This is a genomic window from Haloferax sulfurifontis (assembly GCF_014635105.1).
GTDB classification, from domain to species: domain Archaea; phylum Halobacteriota; class Halobacteria; order Halobacteriales; family Haloferacaceae; genus Haloferax; species Haloferax denitrificans.
Genome location: NZ_BMCI01000003.1, coordinates 537,503 through 554,230, shown reverse-complemented (window position 1 = coordinate 554,230; position 16,728 = coordinate 537,503). Strand labels below are relative to the sequence as shown.

Genomic DNA, 16,728 nt, shown 5'->3' with positions numbered 1-16,728 from the left:
GCGGTTCGGCGGGCGAACCATGCGACCTTTATCGGTCGCGTCCCGAGGGACGGACATGCGAGACCACGGGTCTTCGGACGGCGGTCGGACGCGGCGTCGATTCCTCGCGGCGGCCGGTGCGGCGGCGACCGCCGGCCTCGCGGGCTGTGCGACCTTGATGGCTTCGGGCGACGACTTCGATATCGGGATGACCGCCGTCGCGTTCGACCCGCCGACGCTGACCGTCGAGGTCGGCGACGAGGTCGTCTGGCGCAACACGAGCTCGCGCGGGCACACCGTCACCGCCTACGAGGGCGTCCTCCCCGAGGACGCCGCGTTCTTCGCGAGCGGGGGCTACGAGAGCGAGCAGGCCGCCCGCGACGCCTACTCCAACTCCCTCGGCGGCCTCATCGGGAGCGGCGAGACGTACGCCCACACCTTCGACGTGCCGGGCGAGTACGAGTACCTCTGTATCCCCCACGAACAGGCCGGCATGGTCGGCACCATCGTCGTCGAGGAGTAAGCTCGGCGCACGGCGTCGAATTCTGAGGGTTAGTTTTTCGCATCCGACCCGAGAGCGACGTGACTCTCGCTCAGCGCGCAGTCGGCGAAAAAGTCGGGATTCGAAGTCGAGCCGTCGGCGAGACGGGCTTACGCTTCGGTCGCTTCGTCCTCGTCGACGTCGACCGCGACGTCGCCTTCGTCGACGCTGACGGCGGCTTCCTCTTCGGCCTCGACCTCTTCGGGGTGGGCTTCGAGGGAGAACTTCTTGACCTCGACGCGGCGCAGGGGGTAGATGACCTTCGCGTCGCCGTAGATGGCCGACGAGAGGCGACCCTCGACGACGCTCTCGGTGAGCGCGTCGTAGGTGTGGCCCGTGATGGCCTCGCGGGTGAGCTCCGTCATGATGCGACGGATCTCGTGTTCCTGGCTCCGGTCCGCCTTCTTCGTGGTGAAGGCGACGGGCTGGAGCTGGACGCGGTAGTCGTCCTTGGTGATGGCCGTGACGTTGGCCTCGATTTTGGACGCGCCGCGGCGGACGAGACTACGGAGGTAGTCTCGGGTGAGCTCCTGCTGGATGAACTCGGTGTAGGCGGCGTCGCTACCGACGTCGGTGATCTTGAAGGTGAGCTTGACGTTGTTCGCGCCCTGGTCGTCGTTGAGGTCGCCGAGGGTGGACTCGACGGTGCGACCGTTGATTTTCTCGGGTTCGTCCGCGAAGGTCGAACCGAGTTCCTTACGGTCGAAATTCTCGGGAGCGATGACGGTGTACCATCGCTTTCCGCGCTTCTGCTTGGAGACGGATCGTTCACTCATGGTTAGTGTCTGTGTGCGTTCGTGTGGCTTCGATGACGGTCTCGGCGACCGTCACGTTGACGACGTAGTCATCGACCGTGGCGTGCAGGCCGCCGGTCGAATCGCGTTCGATTGTGGTGACGAGTTCGTCCCCCTCGACTCGGCTGTGCATCGACTCCGTGTTGTCCGGTTCGAGCGCGCCGGCGACGATACCGGGGTCGTCGTGGGTCGTCCGCAGGGTCGCACGCCGGGTCATCGGCGCACCTCCCTGACGGCCGCGACGACGTCGCTCGGCTCCGCCGCGGAGTCGAACGTCATCGTCGCCTCCGACGGCGACCCGGTCGCGGACGCGTCCGGCAGGTCGCTCGCGGCCGCGGCGACGTCCTCGTCCAGTCCGGCGGGGCCGGTCGAGACGAGGGCCGCGGCACCGACGCCGACCGCGAGAACGGTCGGCTCGGGCGAGCGGAAGTCGCGGGCGAGCCTCGCCACCGTGGCGAGCCGCCCCGGCGACGACAGGTCACAGGAGAGCGCGTAGAGGCGCTCGTAACGGCCCGTCGTCGCCTCGCGGAGCGCGGCGTGGGTCGCCCGCGCGTGGTCGCGCCACGCGTCGAGCGCGGCGTCCCGAACGTCGTGTCCGAGCGCCAGCGCGACGGCGGTCCCGGGCGACTCCCGGACGGTCGCGTCGAGCACGTCGGCGAAGCCGCCGACGGTTTCGAACGGTCCGTTCGGGGTCGCCTCCGGGCCCAAGACGCGTTCGACGGCGGTCGCCGCGCGAGCGGTCGCCTCGCCGCTCGTCGCGTCGATGGCGACGAGGGACGCGACGCGCCTGCGAGCGTCCGCGTCGAGTTCGGCCGGGAGCGACAGTTCGGCGAGCGTCGCCTGCGCGCGCTCCCTGTCGGCCGAAAACGGCGCGTGGACGAGCGTCGAGTGCGCCAGCCCGTCTGCGAGGTCGCCCGTGGGGACGGCCACGCCGGGTCCGGCTTCGACGCCCGCGTCGGCCGCGGCGCCCGCGAGTTCGGTGTCGTCGTCCGGCGTCTCGCCGGCGGCGTGGAAGCCGGCCAGCGCGACCGCCGGGTCGGGGTCGACGCCGAGTTCGCGGACGACCGAAACGGCGTCGGTCGGGTCGAGTTCGAGGTCCGCATCGGCGTCCGACAGCCCGATGACCGCCACAACGTCGTCGTTTGCGACAGTGTCCGGGTCGTCGGTCGCGCGGATGCGGAAGGGGACGTCGAGTGTCCTGAGCGCCCGTCCGACGACACCGGCGGCCGCGACGGCGGCGCCGCTCCCGTGGACGCGGAGACGAACGAACGTCGCCTCGCGTAGGGTCGCGGCGGCGTCGGCGGCGGGTGTCTGTTCGGCGGGGCTCACGGACATTCAGTTACTCTTCGAGGAGTTCGACAGCGACGTCGTAGCTGTAGGTGAAGTCGTCGTCGAGCTTGTCGCCGCGGTAGTACGAGACGAGGCGGCGAATCTTCGACTCCGTGTTCTGGAGCGCGCGACGGTTGGACTTGTCCTGCTGGTTCTCCTCCATGTGCTCGCGGAGGCGGACGGCGCGCTCCATGAGGTTACGGAGGTCCTCGGGGAGGTCGCCTGCGGCGTCGTTCTCCTCGAGGATGGCGGTGACCTTCTTGCCCGTGGCGAGCTTGACGTCGGGGACGGGAACGCCCTTGACGCCTTCGTCGCGCAGGGACAGGCCGATCTGGCTCGGGTCCTTGCCCTGTTCTGCAAGTTCGACGACGCGGGCTTCGATGTCAGCCGCGTCGACGTCGCTCCACTCCGGTGCTTCGTCTGCCACCGGCTTGTCCGAGCTGGACGAGCCACGGCGGCGGGTGTGCATTCGTGCCATTGTTGCGGGTTGGAACCGCACTGACCGCAGAAACGAGTACCCCGCAGTCGTATCACCGACTACCGGGGCACTACCGCAATCCCAAGCCCAAACTGGGCGAGTCAGATTTGCGGCCGTGCTGGATTCCCATCGGGTTGTCCACGCGCGCCGGGTTAAACCGTTTCGACTCGGTCCCGACTCGACCCCGGTCGGAATCGAAGGGCTTCTAAACGGGCGACGGCTATCGGAAGTTGCGGGCTCGTAGATCAGGGGTAGATCACTCCCTTGGCATGGGAGAGGCCCCGGGTTCAAATCCCGGCGAGTCCACTAATTTCTCTCTGGACTTCCGACGAGCGGAGCGAGTCGCGAAGCCAGAGTAAATTAGTCCTGTTCGAGACGGGATTTGAGCAGCGAGCAAATCTTCGATTTGCGAGTGAGTTCAAATCCCGGCGAGTCCACTCACTTCCTTTCGGTCACTTCGTTCCCTTCAGTCGTTCGTGGACTCGCCGACGTCACGTTCGTTTCACTCACGTGACTCCCGGCGAGTCCATTTCTGAACGAAGTGAAGAACTGAGAATGAGCGCTCGGTTCGTCTACAGGCAACTCATTCGTCCGGCAACCGCGTTCGAGCAGTCGCGACAAACACGCCGATTCGACACGCTGTCGAGCGCGTCTGCGACCTCACCCCTCGTCTTCGAACACGCTCATGTCTTTCGCCGCGAGGTCGGTCACGTGCTTGACGATTTCGGGGTCGACCTGCGCGACGTCGTCGCCGTCGTGGACCTGTTCGTTGTGGCGCTCGATGGCGTCCGCGACCTCGGAAAGCGGAACGCGAGTGGTCGTGTCGCAGGTCTCGCACACCACTGGGACTTCGGGGGCGTCGTCGTCAGTCATACCGAGTCGTTCCGTCAGCGACGGAAAAAACGAGTCGGTTCGTCGCCAGGAGCGCCGAGTTCGGGTGTGTGGGACGCACGCGATCACTCCACAGCCGTCGAACGATTCGAAGCCCTTATTTATCCGACCGGGGAATGGATGATTGCGTTTGAGGGCTCGTAGATCAGGGGTAGATCACTCCCTTGGCATGGGAGAGGCCCCGGGTTCAAATCCCGGCGAGTCCATTTCTGAACGAAGTGAAGAAATGACGAGCCGAGCGCTCGCCGTAGCGAGCGCGTGGATTTGAAGCCCTGGAAGTCGCGTGGAGCGAACAGCGTGAGCGAGCACGTCTTCCTCCGGGTTCAAATCCCGGCGAGTCCACTCACTTCCTTCCGTCGCTTCGCTCCGTCAGTCGTTCGTGGACTCGCCGACGTCACGTTCGTTTTACTCACGTGACTCCCGGCGAGTCCATCTCTGAACGAAGTGAAAAGATGTCAAGCCGAGCGCTCGCCGTAGCGAGCGCGTGGATTTGAAGCCCTGGAAGTCGCGCGGAGCGAACAGCGTGAGCGAGCACGTCTTCCTCCGGGTTCAAATCCCGTGAACTCCGTTCACGACCGTCGCAAACCTCCGGTTTGCTCAGTCCCGGCGAGTCCACTCACTTTCTCTCTGGACTTCCGACGAGTCCACTGTTCTGCTTGACGGTCGCGTGAACACGCCTCTCGAACGATTCTACTTACCAGATTGTCAGGTACCCCGCGACGTTTTGTCCCCGCATCGCCTTCAGTCAGGTAATGAGCGGTCGCCCCCGAGTCCCACTACTCTATCGCGTCGTCAGAGACCGGACGGCGCAGACCTCGCCGATTGCGGTGGTGCTTCTGTTAGCGGTCACGGTCGCCGGAACGACCGCCGTCGTCGCCCTCGGCGGCGTCGCCCTCGACGAGACGAAACAGGCGTCCCAACTGACGCGCGCCGAGCACTCGATGACGCTTTTCGACTCGCGGGTCGCCATCTCCGCGCTCGGCGAGGGCGAAACGCAGTACGTCGACCTCAGCGGCACCGGCGGCGGTGCCTACGTCGTCGACGACGACAGCGGCTGGCTGAGCATCACGCACAAGAACTACACCGACGACGGCGACGACCAAGAGCTCTACAACGAGTCGCTCGGGACCGTCGAGTACCGCAACGGCGACGCCCGCATCGCCTACGAGGGCGGCGGCGTCTGGCGCACGCAGGACGGGGGGACGACGATGGTCTCGCCGCCGGAGTTCCACTACCGCGGTGCGACGCTGACGCTTCCGGTCGTCCGCGTCGCCGGCGACGGGTCGTCGTCGGGCGACGTGTCCGCGAGGGTCGCGGCGACCGAGCGCGCCCATCGCATCTATCCGAACCAGACGGCGCGTTACGACGACCTACCGACGGCCAGCTACGACAACCCGGTCAGTAACGGGACGATCGTCGTGACGGTCCACAGCGACCACTACCGAGGGTGGGCAGGGTTCTTCGAGTCGCGGAGCGAGGGCACCGTCACGGTCGACGACGCCAACCAGACCGCGAGCGTGGAACTGGAGACGCTCGGTCTCGTCGGCGAGTTCCAGATGCCGAACGAGGGAACCTCGGTCGACGTGCGCGGGATGGCCGGGAACCACAACGTCTCGACGTTCACCCTCACGCTCTCGAACGACCAGCACCTCCAGAACATGGAGTGGGGGATGTACTACGACGGCGACCAGCGCGACCTCGAACTCCACGTGCAGGCCGACGACAAGTGTAGCGGCGATAGCTACGACGGCACGTTCGACCTGACGCTCTACTACGCCACCGAGGACGGCAAGTACCACGGCTGGCAGGCGACCGACCTCGACCCCGACACGAGCGACGCGGTGAGCATCGACTGCTCGTCGAGCAACCCCGAAATCAGCGTCGACTTCACCAGTTCGCAGACGATGACCTACGGCGACATCCAGTCGGACAAGGGCTTCGGCAACCAGAACAAATGGCAGTTCGCCCCCGAAATCACGGACGGCGAGGCCTACGACAGCGTCACCTTCGACGAGCACGCCGCCGACAGCGGCCAGACGTTCTCGAAGGCCGCTGGGGACACCGCCCAGATGGAGTTCGTCGTCAACCACTACTTCTCGCTCGCCGCGCCGCAGTTCGAACTGACCGTCACGGACGGGCCGGGCAACAGCCAGAGCGTCGACGAGTCGGGGTCGCGCGGCGAACTCGACTACGACCAGGCCGAAGGCGGCCAGTTCATCACCTTCCTACACGTCACGGAAAACGAGGTCGAAGTCGACGTCGAGTGAGGTACTCAGTCGGCGAACGTCATGTCGACCGATGTCGAGACGACGTGGACGCGCGCCGTCCCGTTGACGTGACACGAGACGCTCGGGTAGGCGTCCGGCGGCTCAACCACATCGCCGCAGGTCACGTCGGGGCGGCTCGATAGCTCTCGCTCCCAGAGCGCCGCACGGGGGGAGCGAACGGTCAGGTTCACGTCGTACGGCCCATCGGTCCGCGCGGCCAACACGTCGCTCGCGGCCTTGTCGGCGCGGATGAGGAACGTCCCCGACCCGCCGACGGAGGTCGTCGCCCCCTCGTCGGGCCGCGTCACGAACGCCGGAATCAACACCCGCTCGTCGGTGAGCACCAGCGACGGTCGCCGGACGAACGTCCCGCTGTCGCCCCGCGTTCTGAACAGCGCGTCGAACGCGTAGACGACTCGCTCGTCGCTGGAATCCGCCTCGTAGACGATTGGCGACACCTCGTAGGTGTTGGTGAAGACGACCGACGAACCCCCCGACCGCTCTCCGGAGACGACGAACTCGACGGGTCGGTCGAGCGTCAGGCTGGCGTCCTGAAGCTTCACCTCGGTCGCCCGACTCGGCGCGCCGCGGTCGGCGATGTCCTCCATGTTGTCGCCGAGGATGTCCAGCGCGCGCTCGGCGTTGTTGACGCGCTCGACGTCGCGGGCGTCTTGGAGGCCGGTCATCCCGACGGCGGTGACGAGACCGACCATCGAGAGGACGATGGCGAAGACGAAGACGAACCCGAGCGTGTCGCTCACGGCGCGGTCGCTCACGACACCACCTCCAGCGTCCCCGACGACGAGTCGTAGGTGATGGTCACGTCGCCGCCGTCGAGGCGGCTCGCCGCCAGCGACGTTTCGTTCTTGACCGGCACGCGGACCGTCACCTCGGGGTCGGTCGAAGTGAGTACGAGTTCGGTCGGCGGACCGGGTTCGACCTCGATGGTGTAGGTCGTGCCGGCGACCCTCGGCGGCAGTCGAATCGTCGCCTCGACCCGCGACTCGCCGGGGGCGGCCCCGATTCGGTCGACCGACTCGATGCCGGCCGCGAGCCGGTTGCCGACGACGTCGAGCTCCGTCTCTGTCACCCGCTCGCGCTCGTCGGAGACGAACCCGCCGGCGGCGACCATCAGCCCCGAGATGAGGACGACCGTGATGGAGAGCGTGAGGACGTAGCCCAGCGCCGTCGAGACGCCGCGGTCGGTCGAGCGACCCCGAGCGCGAAGCGCGCGCTTCCCGCGCCGAGCGCGGTCTCCTGGGTCGTCCGGGAGCGTCGGCGGCGTCACGCAATCTCACCCGGGGCGACCCGAACCTCGCGGGAGACGTACGTCTCGCCCGACTCGTAGACGTACGAGACGGTGACGGCGTACAGCGCCTCCTGTGCGACCGGCGACGACCCGCTTCCGGCGGGTTCGTACTTCGTCGCGTCGAAGACCGTGGCGTTCGTCTCGTCCACGTACAGTTCGTAGGACCCCTCGGCCGCCGCCGCGTTCCGATACGAGACCGTGACCGGGGCGTCGAGGTCGGTGTGGACCGCGTCGAGCGGGTCGCAGGCGGTCCCGTTGAGTCGGCCGTCGGCGACGTCGACGGTGACGTAGTCGCCCGCGTCGGCCGCGACGCTACAGGTCGTCCGGGTCCCGCCGGCGTCCACGACGGTCACGAAGACACGCCCCTGCGTCGTATTTTGGTAGAGCTCGGCCTCGACGACGTCGGACCCGTCGTCGACGACGAGTTCGAACGCCGACCCGCTACTCGTTGCGAGCGAGTCGCGCGAGACGTTGAACCGGACGCCGCGGACGCCGACGTCGCTCGCGAGGGTCCAGTCGGCCGTCTCGTTCCTGTCGGTGAAGTTCCGCGCCGCGTCGGTCTGAGAGATGCGCGTGCCCCGGACGTGGCTGACGCGCTCGGCGTCCGTCGCGGCCCCCCTGACCGCGGCGAGCGTCGCGGCCGCGTCGCTCCAGTTGCCGAACGTCTCGTCGAACTCGTCGGCGAGTTCGCCGTACGTGCCGCCCTCGCGGTTGGTCTCGTCGAGGACCGCCCCCGCACCCGCCTCCACCGCGCCGCCGTGGGTGACCGCGCCGTCGAGGTTCGTGTCGGTCGTCCGGGTTGCGAGGTTCTCCGTGTAAATCGCGGTGTTGAGCGTCAGCGCGAGACCGACGAGGAGCACCGCGATTGCGAGCGCGGCGACGAGCATCAGCTGGCCGCGGTCGTCGCCGCCGAGAGCCCTCGCCCCGAGCGACTCTCTCACCTCACCCGACTCCCTCGCCTCGCCAACCGCGTCGCTCGCGCGGTCGAACGCGTCGGTCACATCCGCCATACGACCACCTCCACGTCGACGACGCCGTAGAGCGGCCCCGCGCTCCCGTCCTGCACGAAGTACTCCTCGTCGGCCGCGGCGTCGACCGAACCGAGCGTCTTCGGCGTCTCGACCGCGCGGGGGTCGCCGCCCGGCGAGGTGCCCGGTTCGGTCAGCGCGTCGTCGTCCGTGAGCGTCACGAGCCGGGTCCGCGAGACGGCGTGGTCGCTCGGCTCGCCCATGTACACGAGGCGGGTCGTCCGTCGGACCTCCCGGTCGCGCAGGTAGTGCAGGTAGACGTTGAACGCGATGCCGCGGTCCAAGAAGGACTCGTCGAGCATCCCCCCGAAGGCGGTCGGCGGCCCGCCGTCGACGTAGTAGCCCCGCTCGTCGATGCCGTAGAAACTCCCGTTTTCGGGGTGCGTGAACAGGAGCGTCCGCTTCAGCGCGTCGGTCTCGGCGGCCGCCGTCAGGACGCCGTCGGCGACGGCGGCCTGCTGGTTTTCGATGTGTTGGCTCGACGTGCTCGCGGTCAGGGGCGTCACCGCGGTCACCTGCAACGCGAACGTGACGCTGGCGAGAAGCACCATCGCGGCGACGAGCGCTTCGAGCGCGTGGGCCTGTGCGCGAGCCACGGTCACCACACCCTCACCGAGAGTTCGTGGAGGTCGCCGTCGAGGAGGATGGCCCGCCGCGCGGTGACGACGCTCCGGGTGGTCGGAACCGGCTCGCCGGTCGTCTCGACGACGCTCCCGTCCCGCGAGAGCGTGACGTTGAGCCCGTAGGACGCGTCGATGCCGGTCGCGGTGTTGGGGTCGGCACTGCCGTAGTCACAGCCACCGGGGGGCTCGTCGGGGGAGTCCCCGTCGAAGAACGCCTCGGTACAGACCGAGTCGAGCACGTCGGGGTTCTCGTCGTCGACGAGCAGGCGCTGGGTGAGCGAGTCGGCGGCGCGGTTGGCGACGAGCGGGCGGTCCTGTTCGGCCTCGAAGGGGTCGAGAATCTGCGGGATGGTGCCGACGACCCACGCGACCGCGAGGAGGAAGATGCCGACGCCGACGGCGAAGTCGATGGTCGTCTGGGCGCGGGCGCTCCGGCCGCTCGTCTCGCGGCGACCGTCACCGCGGCCGCGCCGCGTCATCCGACCACCATCCACACCGCGAGCGAGAGCGTCTGGAGGATGACGACGAACTTGACCCCCGACAGGAGGTCCGCGTTGCGGATGTAGCCGCTGATGAATCCCGACAGCATCGCCTGGATGGTGACGCCGTGGAAGAACAGAAGCGACAGCAGGTCGGGGTCGATGCCGCCGCCGAAGCTCGGCCCGCCGGTCGTCGCGCCGCCGGAGCTCGACGCCTGCGACGAGAGCCCGGCCATCACGTCGAGGAACTGCGTCTTCAGGATGGCCATCACCGCGAGTAGCGTCACGTAGGTCATGAGGATGATGGCGACCTGCATCCGGGTCCGCGAGATGCGCTCGCGCTCGATGTCGTCTTGATTCTCGGAGGCCTGCGCGGCCGTCGTCAGGACCTCGGTAATCTGGCTCGACGCCTCCTGGGCCTTCGTGATGAGCTTGACCGTCCGGGCGAGCCGCGGGATGTGGTACTTGTTGTTGAACTCGACGAGCGCCTCTTTGAGGCTCATCCCGTAGTGGACCTTCGCGTACATCACCTCGAACTCGTCTGCGAGCTTCCCCGACGAGGTGTCGGAGACGGTCTTGACGGATTCGAGGAGCGTCTGGCCGGTGTCGTTCGCGCTCGACAGCTTGCGGAGGTTGTCGGAGAGCTTCCCCGTGATGGCCGCCCGCGAGTGGACGTTCCACTCGTGGAAGACGGTCAGGGGCACCGCGACGAGATAGACCGGGACGTAAAACCAGATGAACGTCCCCCAGACGGGGCTGGCTATCATCCCGTCCCACGTCGTCGGGGCGGCCCCGCCGACGACGGAGACGGCGAGGAGCGCGAGCGCCGCCGGAACCGTCAGCGCGAGGGTGAAAAGCGGATGCTGTTTGAAAAACAGGTGCGGCCGGCGCAGGAGCTCTTTCGTCTTGAACGTCCCCTCGCGGGACTTGATGCGCGAAAAGAGGCTGAACTCGCCGACGTAGCTCTCGACGAGCCCCATGTGGATGAGCCCCTCGCGCTGTTGGCCCTGCAGGCGGTCGCTCTCGTCTTCGGGGCTGAGGAAGCCGTCGCCGATTTCGTCCTGTTTGACCGTCGAGACGAGCACGAGGAAACCGACGCCGGTCAGCGGGATGAGCCCGTAGACGGTCGCGTACAGCAGGCTCGACTGGGCCTCCCCGAGCATGCTCATGATGACGAGGATGATGATGAGAAGTAGCGGGAACAGCGACAGCGTCATGTACATCTCGCCGAACAGCTCCATCGTCTCCAGCGTCTGTTCTTGCTGTTGTTTCGCGGTCCGGAGGTGCTTGTCCTTCTTGTCGTCGAGGAACCCCTGCATGTCGCCGCCGGAGTTGACGATAGAGAGCATGTCCGTCAGGAACTGCGAGAGCTCGTCGGAGGGGGTCAAAATCGCCTGGTGGCGGATGGCGTTGCGGTAGTCGGTGCCGAAGTACTCCGTCTCCTGGACGATGCTCTGGAACTCCCGGGAGACTTCGCCGTAGGTGTCTTCGGCGCGGGCCATCGCCTCCAGAATCTCCAGTTGGTTCAGCCCGCCCACGGAGAGGGCGTACATGAACGAGACGGCGTCGGACAGGAGCATGTTTATCTCGCGTTTCCGCGCGGACGCCGTCGAGTACGGGATGGCGACGAGCGTCCCGAACCCGCCGGCGAAGCCGAGCGACCCGAAGACGACCCCCGAGACGACGACCGCCGCGGGCATCGCGAGCGACCGGAGCGTGTCCGCCGTGGCCTCGCTCCCGACCGGAATCCCGAGACTCAGCGAGTCGGACGAGACGAGGCCGAGCGCGAAGACGCCGTAGCCGACGACCATGCCGACGAGCCACAGTACGAGACCGACGAGCACGCCGACCGCGAGCGCCCGCGAGAGGTAGAGCTCGACCGTGTCGGGCATCCGGGCCTGCTGGAGCTTCTCTTCGACGTCGGCGACGAACTCGCCGTCCGTGTCGAACAGAAGCTGAAACAGCGGGTAGAAGGCGTCGCCGAGGGTGTCGGTACTGCGGTCGAGCCCGCCCGAGGTGTTCGAATCGAGGTTGCTCATCTACTCCCCCTCACCGGAGTCCGGACCGCGCGCGTCCGCGTCGTCGTCCGGTGGGTCGTCGGCCTCTGCCGCCTCGAAGCCCCCCCACGTCTCGTCTTCGGGGCCGCTCTCGTCGTCCGGCTTCGACCCGTCGTCTGCGTTCGCGGCCCGCCCCGACTCTGACCCCGACCCCCCGTCGATGCCGAACGCGCCGAAGAAGTCGTCGAGGTCGGCGTCGTCGTTGGGGTCGGATAGCGAGGGGGCGTCGTCGCGGAAGCTGAACGGCCCGTCGGCGTCGTCCCGGTCTGCCGGCTCGCGGTCCGCGTCCGTCTCGTCGCGACCCGCCTCCAGCGCGGGCGTCTCGTCCTCGCCATCGAGCGACGAGGGGGCGCTCTCGCCCTCGATTTCGGGCGTGTCGTCGCCGGGTCCGAGTTCTGACCGGTCGCACCCCTCGCCGAGTTCGGGGTCGCTGGTCGACGCTTCGAGCGAGTCGAGTTCGCCTCGCTCGCCGGGCGTCGCCTCGACATCCGGCTCGTCGCGCATGTGGTTGAGCGCCTCCGCGACTTCGCCGACGTCGCGGCCGCGGTAGTCGGGAAACAGCTCGTCTTCGGCTCGACGGAGGATGTCTTGCGCCAGCTTCCGGACGTGTTCGGGCGGGTCGGGTCGGGGGACCATCGCCTCGCTTTCGGGGTCGATGTTGATGTGGACCGACTCCATCTCCCGGAGGTCTTCGAGGCTCCGTTCGAGGTCGTCGGTCGCCATCAGCCCGAGGATGGTGTCCTGGTCGTTGATGAACGCCTGGAACGTCGCCGCGACCTGCGTGTAGGTGTTGAGCCCGCGGTCGATGAGGTACGCGAGGACGACCTGCCGCTTGAAAATCTCCAGTTCGAGCGTCTCGTGGTTCCAGCCGCGGTCGAACTTTATCTCTTCGAGCGTGTTCGACGAGCCCATCTGGAGGAACTCGTCGGTCTCGGCCTGCCACTGGTAGACGTCTTGGACGTTAATCTCGTCGTTCTCGGGGTCGTAGTGGTTGATTTCGGTGAGCGACTTGTTCCGGCGCACCTTGTTGCCGCCGACCCGCGTCGACGTCTGGATGGACACGAGGTCGAGGGCGCTGAACATCGTCTTCGAGACGTTGATGGGCGCGGTCGTAAACCGCTTGAGCACCTCGCCGACCGAGTCGGCGTGGAACGTCGTGTAGGTGGTGTGGCCCGTGGACATGACCTGAAACAGCGTCCGGCCCTCCTCGCCGCGGATCTCGCCCATGACGATGTAGTCGGGGCGCTGACGGAGCGCGGCTTCGAGCAGGTCGAACTCGTCCACGTCGCCTTTGTCGTCGTCCGCGAACGACGGCCGGGTGACCGAGGCAATCCAGTTCCGCTGGGGCAGTTCGACCTCGCGGGTGTCCTCGATGGAGACGATTTTCGTGTTCGACGGGATGAAAAGCGAGACGGCGTTGAGCGAGGTGGTCTTGCCCGACGCCGTGCCGCCCGCGAAGATGAGGCTCTTGTCGTTTTCGATGCAGAGCCAGAGGAACGCCATCTCCTCCAGCGAGAACGTCGACCAGTTGATGAGGTCGATGGGCGTGAACGGGACGTCCTTGAACTGGCGGATGGTGTAGTTCGTCCCGTGGTCCGACACCTCGCGGCCGAGGGTGAGCTGTGCGCGCGACCCGTCGGGAAGCGTCGCGTCTACCTGCGGGCGGCGCTTCGAGATGCCCTTCCCGGAGCGCTGGGCGAGTTTCACGACGAAGTCGTCGAGTTCGCCCTCGCCGTGGTAGACGTTCGAGATGATCTGCTCGTAGTCGGAGTGGTAGACGAACACCGGCGAGTTGTAGCCGTCGCAGGAGATGTCCTCGACGTTGATGTCGTGTTTGATGCCGTCGATGCGCTCGTAGCCGATGAAGTCCCGTCGGAGGTAGTACTGGAGCTTCCGCACCTGGTAGTCGTTCAGGTCGTCGGCGTCGTCGGCGAGGACCGCGGACTCGGGCCGGGCGGCGATGCCGTCGATTCCACCGAGCGGGGCGTCCCCGCCGGTGTCTCGGGAGCGACCGCCGAAGACCGAGCCCAGCCCGAGACGGCTCCCGAGGCCGCCGAACCGCCCGGTGGTCGCGTCGGCCGCCGACGCGTCGGCCGCCGAGCCGTTTCCGCCGCCGAAAAGACCGCCCAGTCCGAGTCGAGACGCGAGCCCGGAGGACTCCGCCGCGGATTCCGCCGTCGCCCCGTCGGCGGCCGATTCGTCGTCGCTTTCGCCGCCCGCCGCCGACGCCGGCGGGTCGTAGAGGTCGTACCGCGAGAGCAGTTCGTAGGTCTCGGCCTCGATGACTCGCCCGCGGTTGTCGCGGCCGCCCTCGACGACGCTGTCGTCGCCGTACTTGATGGCGGTCCGGAGCTTGTTCGTGAGAAACTCCGTCAGGTCGTCTTCGATGCGGTTTAGGTACGGTTCGACGACGTAGTACTTCTTCTCGTTTTCCTTGACGGAGTGGAAGATGATGACGAACGCGTAGGGCTTGTTCACCCAGTAGCGCTCGACCTCGCGGAAGTGCGTCTTCTTCTCCATCGGGACGGCCTTTTCGAGGTCGTAGCGGTTCGCCAGCGTGGTCGTGCCGTCGACGCTGGAGAAAAACGCGTCCTCGTCGAACTCGGGGTCGACGTCGACCGTGCGCTCGTCGACGACCGCGCCGAGTTCCTTGCCGCGCTGTCCGGCCCGCGCCAGCGCGTTCTCGATGTGGTCGGGGTCGAAGCCCAGCGCCGCCTCGCCGTCGAAGGGGACGATTTCGCCCGCCGAATCCCGCGGGCGAGAGCCGTCGTCCTCGTAGTAGTACTCGCGTTTGTAGTGTTCCCACAGCCACACGTCCTTGATGACGGGCGTCGTCTCGGGGTCGCAGAAGGCCTCGAACTGCTCGGAGATGTCTTTCGCGTGCGCGCCGCGTTCGCCGACGACGGCCGACACGTCGACCGGGTGACAGTCGAGGAACTCCTCGGGGTCGAGGTCGACGCGGTCCCAGTCGGCCCGAGTCAGCGCCGCGACCGCCCGGTCGTCGTCTTCCCACCGGGACGTTCCGGGCGCGTCGCGTCCCGTCCGCGGGTCGGTCCCGTAGAGCGCTTCTACGTCGCCGTCACTGCCGTATTCGTCGAGAAAATCCGCCCACGTGTACGACCCCACGCGAGCGTTCGACGCCTGCTCCGGAGCGGTGTCGCTCTCCTCGGGTGACGTCACATCACCCGTTAACGCCTTTTGGTCCCCTCCGTCGGCGTCGTCGGTTGCCATTGTGACGGGGTATTCGGGCCGATGGAAAAGTCTTTTTCTCAATTAACTCACAATTTAAGTCCTTTTTAAGTTCCATTTTTATACCCCTTTATAAGAGATGGCCGATCCGCACGCGGAGCGACGGGCCGGTAAATCAGGGCTTAATGATCGCGTGAGTCACCCGCCGGGGTGACGGACCACCGTCTGAAGCCAGCGCCTCGTCTGCCGGGGGTAGGTCGGCGGGGCGGTCGACGAACTGGTCAAAACAAAGCGAGACGGCGGGGGAATTTCGGACGGGATGCGGGCGTGACGGGAGTCCCGCGAGCGGAGCGAGTGGGACTCAGGAACGCCCGCGGAACGAACGAAGTGAGTGAAGGGCTGGCGGGATTCGAACCGGACCGAGACTCGCTTCGCTCGTCTCGTAGGATTACGAATCCCGTCACGCCGGTTCGCTCGTCGCTACGCTCCTCACTGCACGGGCGTGACGGGATTCGAACCCGCGATCGAGAGGTTAGGAACCTCTCGCCCTGTCCACTAGGCCACACGCCCCACGGCGCTATCTCTCAGGACCGGTCAAAAATCGCGTGGTTCACACTGGGGCGGGCAGAAGAGAGAGAAAGTGGGCCGCGTTTACTTCGAGGATTCGGTCGAAGCGGACTCGGTCGAAACCGAGTCAGCCGAGCTCTCGTCGGTCGCGTCGTCTTCGTCGTCGTCGCCCGCCACGTCCTGCAGTTCGTCTTCAATCTCTTCGCGGCCGCGCTGGAACTCGCCGATGGCCTGCCCGGAGGACCGTGCGAGCTTCGGAATCTTGTTGGCGCCGAACAGCAAGACGACGATGAGCAGGACGACGAGCAGCTCGGGCCCGCCCGGGAGTCCCGGGAACAGTGGGGTGATGGTATCGAACATCGCTATCTCTGCGTTACCTAGTGGCAATTATAGGCTTTTTGCCTTCTACGGGTTCTGGAAAGACGGAATATCGTCGCCTCGGAACTCTCGAATCGGCCGAATCGACGCGTCTCGGCGCGTCACTCCTACGAAAAGCTTGTGGCCGGTCGTCGGACGCCCTCGCTCGTCCCGCTGTTGGCGACCGTGTCGGGCCGCCGTCGGCGGTCCCCCTGAATTTCCGCCGACGGTGAAATAATGTGGGCGGAGTCGAATGGCACCCGTATGGTATCAGTCGGCGACGCCGCCCCGGACTTCACCGCACCGCTTACCGACATCGACGGCGACATCGAGTCGTTCACGCTCTCGGAGAACCTCGACGACGCGCCGCTCGTCCTCGCGTTCTTCCCCGCGGCCTTCACCGGCACGTGCACCACCGAGATGTGCACCTTCCGCGACCAGATGGCCAACTTCGAGGACGTCGGCGCGACGGTGTACGGCATCAGCATCGACACGCCGTTCACGCTGACGGAGTTCGCCGAGCAGAACGGCCTCACCTTCGGCCTCATCAGCGACACGAACCGCGAACTCGTCGACGCCTACGACGTGGCGATGGACTTCGCGGAGCTCGGCGTCAACCGCGTGGCGAAGCGCGCGGTGTTCGTCGTGGACGGCGACGGCGAAGTTACCTACGCGTGGGTCAGCGACGACCCCGGCGTCGAACCCGACTACGAGGCGGTCGAGGCCGCCGCCGGGAAACTCGAAGAGCCGAGCGAGGCCGCGTAGAGCCGAGACACCGCGTGACGCGGTAGCGCACCTGATTCGGAGCCCAAGTCCTTTTCTCTCCGTGCGACTACCTTG

General features: G+C 66.8%; 16 protein-coding genes and 3 tRNA genes. 5 read left to right on the top strand and 14 right to left on the bottom strand.

Annotated features, from left to right (window positions below; all coding sequences use genetic code 11):
- The first annotated feature begins 55 nt into the window (after window positions 1–55).
- The gene (locus IEV64_RS11180) at window positions 56–502 is read left to right on the top strand and encodes a cupredoxin domain-containing protein (protein ID WP_007273466.1); all 447 of its coding nucleotides are present in this window, start codon (window positions 56–58) and stop codon (window positions 500–502) included.
- Between the two features lie 128 nt (window positions 503–630).
- On the opposite strand, the gene IEV64_RS11175 is transcribed toward IEV64_RS11180, so the two are convergent.
- Genes IEV64_RS11175 through IEV64_RS11160 form a run of 4 tightly spaced genes read right to left on the bottom strand, consistent with a single transcriptional unit; the run spans window position 631 to window position 3,121 of the window.
- Complete coding sequence (locus tag IEV64_RS11175; RefSeq protein ID WP_007273467.1) at window positions 631–1,296, bottom strand: 30S ribosomal protein S3ae; 666 nt, start codon at window positions 1,294–1,296, stop codon at window positions 631–633.
- A complete protein-coding gene (locus IEV64_RS11170; protein ID WP_004970863.1) occupies window positions 1,289–1,531 on the bottom strand; it encodes a KEOPS complex subunit Pcc1 in 243 nt (80 codons plus the stop codon). Before IEV64_RS11170 ends, IEV64_RS11175 begins: the two co-directional genes overlap by 8 nt.
- Window positions 1,528–2,649, bottom strand: a complete 1,122-nt coding sequence (locus IEV64_RS11165) for an exonuclease (RefSeq protein ID WP_188423887.1) — start codon at window positions 2,647–2,649, stop codon at window positions 1,528–1,530. The genes IEV64_RS11170 and IEV64_RS11165 overlap by 4 nt, the downstream gene beginning before the upstream one ends.
- Window positions 2,650–2,653: 4 nt before the next feature.
- Window positions 2,654–3,121, bottom strand: a complete 468-nt coding sequence (locus IEV64_RS11160; RefSeq protein ID WP_004970861.1) for a 30S ribosomal protein S15 — start codon at window positions 3,119–3,121, stop codon at window positions 2,654–2,656.
- A 234-nt stretch (window positions 3,122–3,355) separates the two neighbouring features.
- Here IEV64_RS11160 and IEV64_RS11155 point away from each other — a divergent pair.
- A tRNA-Ala gene (locus tag IEV64_RS11155) sits at window positions 3,356–3,427 on the top strand.
- A gap of 354 nt (window positions 3,428–3,781) precedes the next feature.
- On the opposite strand, the gene IEV64_RS11150 is transcribed toward IEV64_RS11155, so the two are convergent.
- Complete coding sequence (locus IEV64_RS11150; protein ID WP_007273470.1) at window positions 3,782–3,994, bottom strand: DUF8149 family protein; 213 nt, start codon at window positions 3,992–3,994, stop codon at window positions 3,782–3,784.
- Window positions 3,995–4,146: 152 nt separating this feature from the next.
- Here IEV64_RS11150 and IEV64_RS11145 point away from each other — a divergent pair.
- Both IEV64_RS11145 and IEV64_RS11140 read left to right on the top strand, forming a co-directional pair.
- Window positions 4,147–4,218: transfer RNA gene (locus IEV64_RS11145), tRNA-Ala, on the top strand.
- Window positions 4,219–4,764: 546 nt separating this feature from the next.
- Window positions 4,765–6,279, top strand: coding sequence for a DUF7289 family protein (locus tag IEV64_RS11140; protein WP_229722584.1), 1,515 nt, complete (start codon window positions 4,765–4,767; stop codon window positions 6,277–6,279).
- Window positions 6,280–6,284: 5 nt separating this feature from the next.
- On the opposite strand, the gene IEV64_RS11135 is transcribed toward IEV64_RS11140, so the two are convergent.
- The 9 genes from IEV64_RS11135 to tatA form a co-directional block, all read right to left on the bottom strand.
- Entirely contained in the window at window positions 6,285–7,055 is a 771-nt protein-coding gene (locus tag IEV64_RS11135) for a DUF7289 family protein (protein ID WP_007273472.1), read from the bottom strand.
- Complete coding sequence (locus IEV64_RS11130; RefSeq protein ID WP_188423886.1) at window positions 7,052–7,567, bottom strand: DUF7266 family protein; 516 nt, start codon at window positions 7,565–7,567, stop codon at window positions 7,052–7,054. Before IEV64_RS11130 ends, IEV64_RS11135 begins: the two co-directional genes overlap by 4 nt.
- Window positions 7,564–8,598 (bottom strand): hypothetical protein, encoded by a 1,035-nt coding sequence (locus IEV64_RS11125; protein ID WP_188423885.1) that lies wholly within the window; start codon window positions 8,596–8,598, stop codon window positions 7,564–7,566. Before IEV64_RS11125 ends, IEV64_RS11130 begins: the two co-directional genes overlap by 4 nt.
- The gene (locus IEV64_RS11120; protein ID WP_007273475.1) at window positions 8,586–9,221 is read right to left on the bottom strand and encodes a DUF7288 family protein; all 636 of its coding nucleotides are present in this window, start codon (window positions 9,219–9,221) and stop codon (window positions 8,586–8,588) included. Before IEV64_RS11120 ends, IEV64_RS11125 begins: the two co-directional genes overlap by 13 nt.
- Window positions 9,215–9,718: a DUF7287 family protein gene (locus tag IEV64_RS11115; RefSeq protein WP_188423884.1), complete on the bottom strand. Its 504-nt coding sequence runs from the start codon at window positions 9,716–9,718 to the stop codon at window positions 9,215–9,217. Before IEV64_RS11115 ends, IEV64_RS11120 begins: the two co-directional genes overlap by 7 nt.
- A complete protein-coding gene (locus IEV64_RS11110) occupies window positions 9,715–11,757 on the bottom strand; it encodes a type II secretion system F family protein (protein ID WP_007273477.1) in 2,043 nt (680 codons plus the stop codon). Before IEV64_RS11110 ends, IEV64_RS11115 begins: the two co-directional genes overlap by 4 nt.
- Window positions 11,758–15,006 (bottom strand): ATPase, T2SS/T4P/T4SS family, encoded by a 3,249-nt coding sequence (locus tag IEV64_RS11105; protein ID WP_188423883.1) that lies wholly within the window; start codon window positions 15,004–15,006, stop codon window positions 11,758–11,760.
- 455 nt (window positions 15,007–15,461) lie between these two features.
- Window positions 15,462–15,534 (bottom strand) — tRNA-Arg (locus tag IEV64_RS11100).
- A gap of 81 nt (window positions 15,535–15,615) precedes the next feature.
- Window positions 15,616–15,891: a twin-arginine translocase TatA/TatE family subunit gene (gene tatA / locus IEV64_RS11095; protein ID WP_004970850.1), complete on the bottom strand. Its 276-nt coding sequence runs from the start codon at window positions 15,889–15,891 to the stop codon at window positions 15,616–15,618.
- A 261-nt stretch (window positions 15,892–16,152) separates the two neighbouring features.
- On the opposite strand from tatA, the gene IEV64_RS11090 reads away from it, so the two are divergent.
- On the top strand, window positions 16,153–16,653 hold the full coding sequence (locus IEV64_RS11090; RefSeq protein WP_188423882.1) for a redoxin domain-containing protein: 501 nt from the start codon (window positions 16,153–16,155) through the stop codon (window positions 16,651–16,653).
- Window positions 16,654–16,728: the final 75 nt, after the last annotated feature.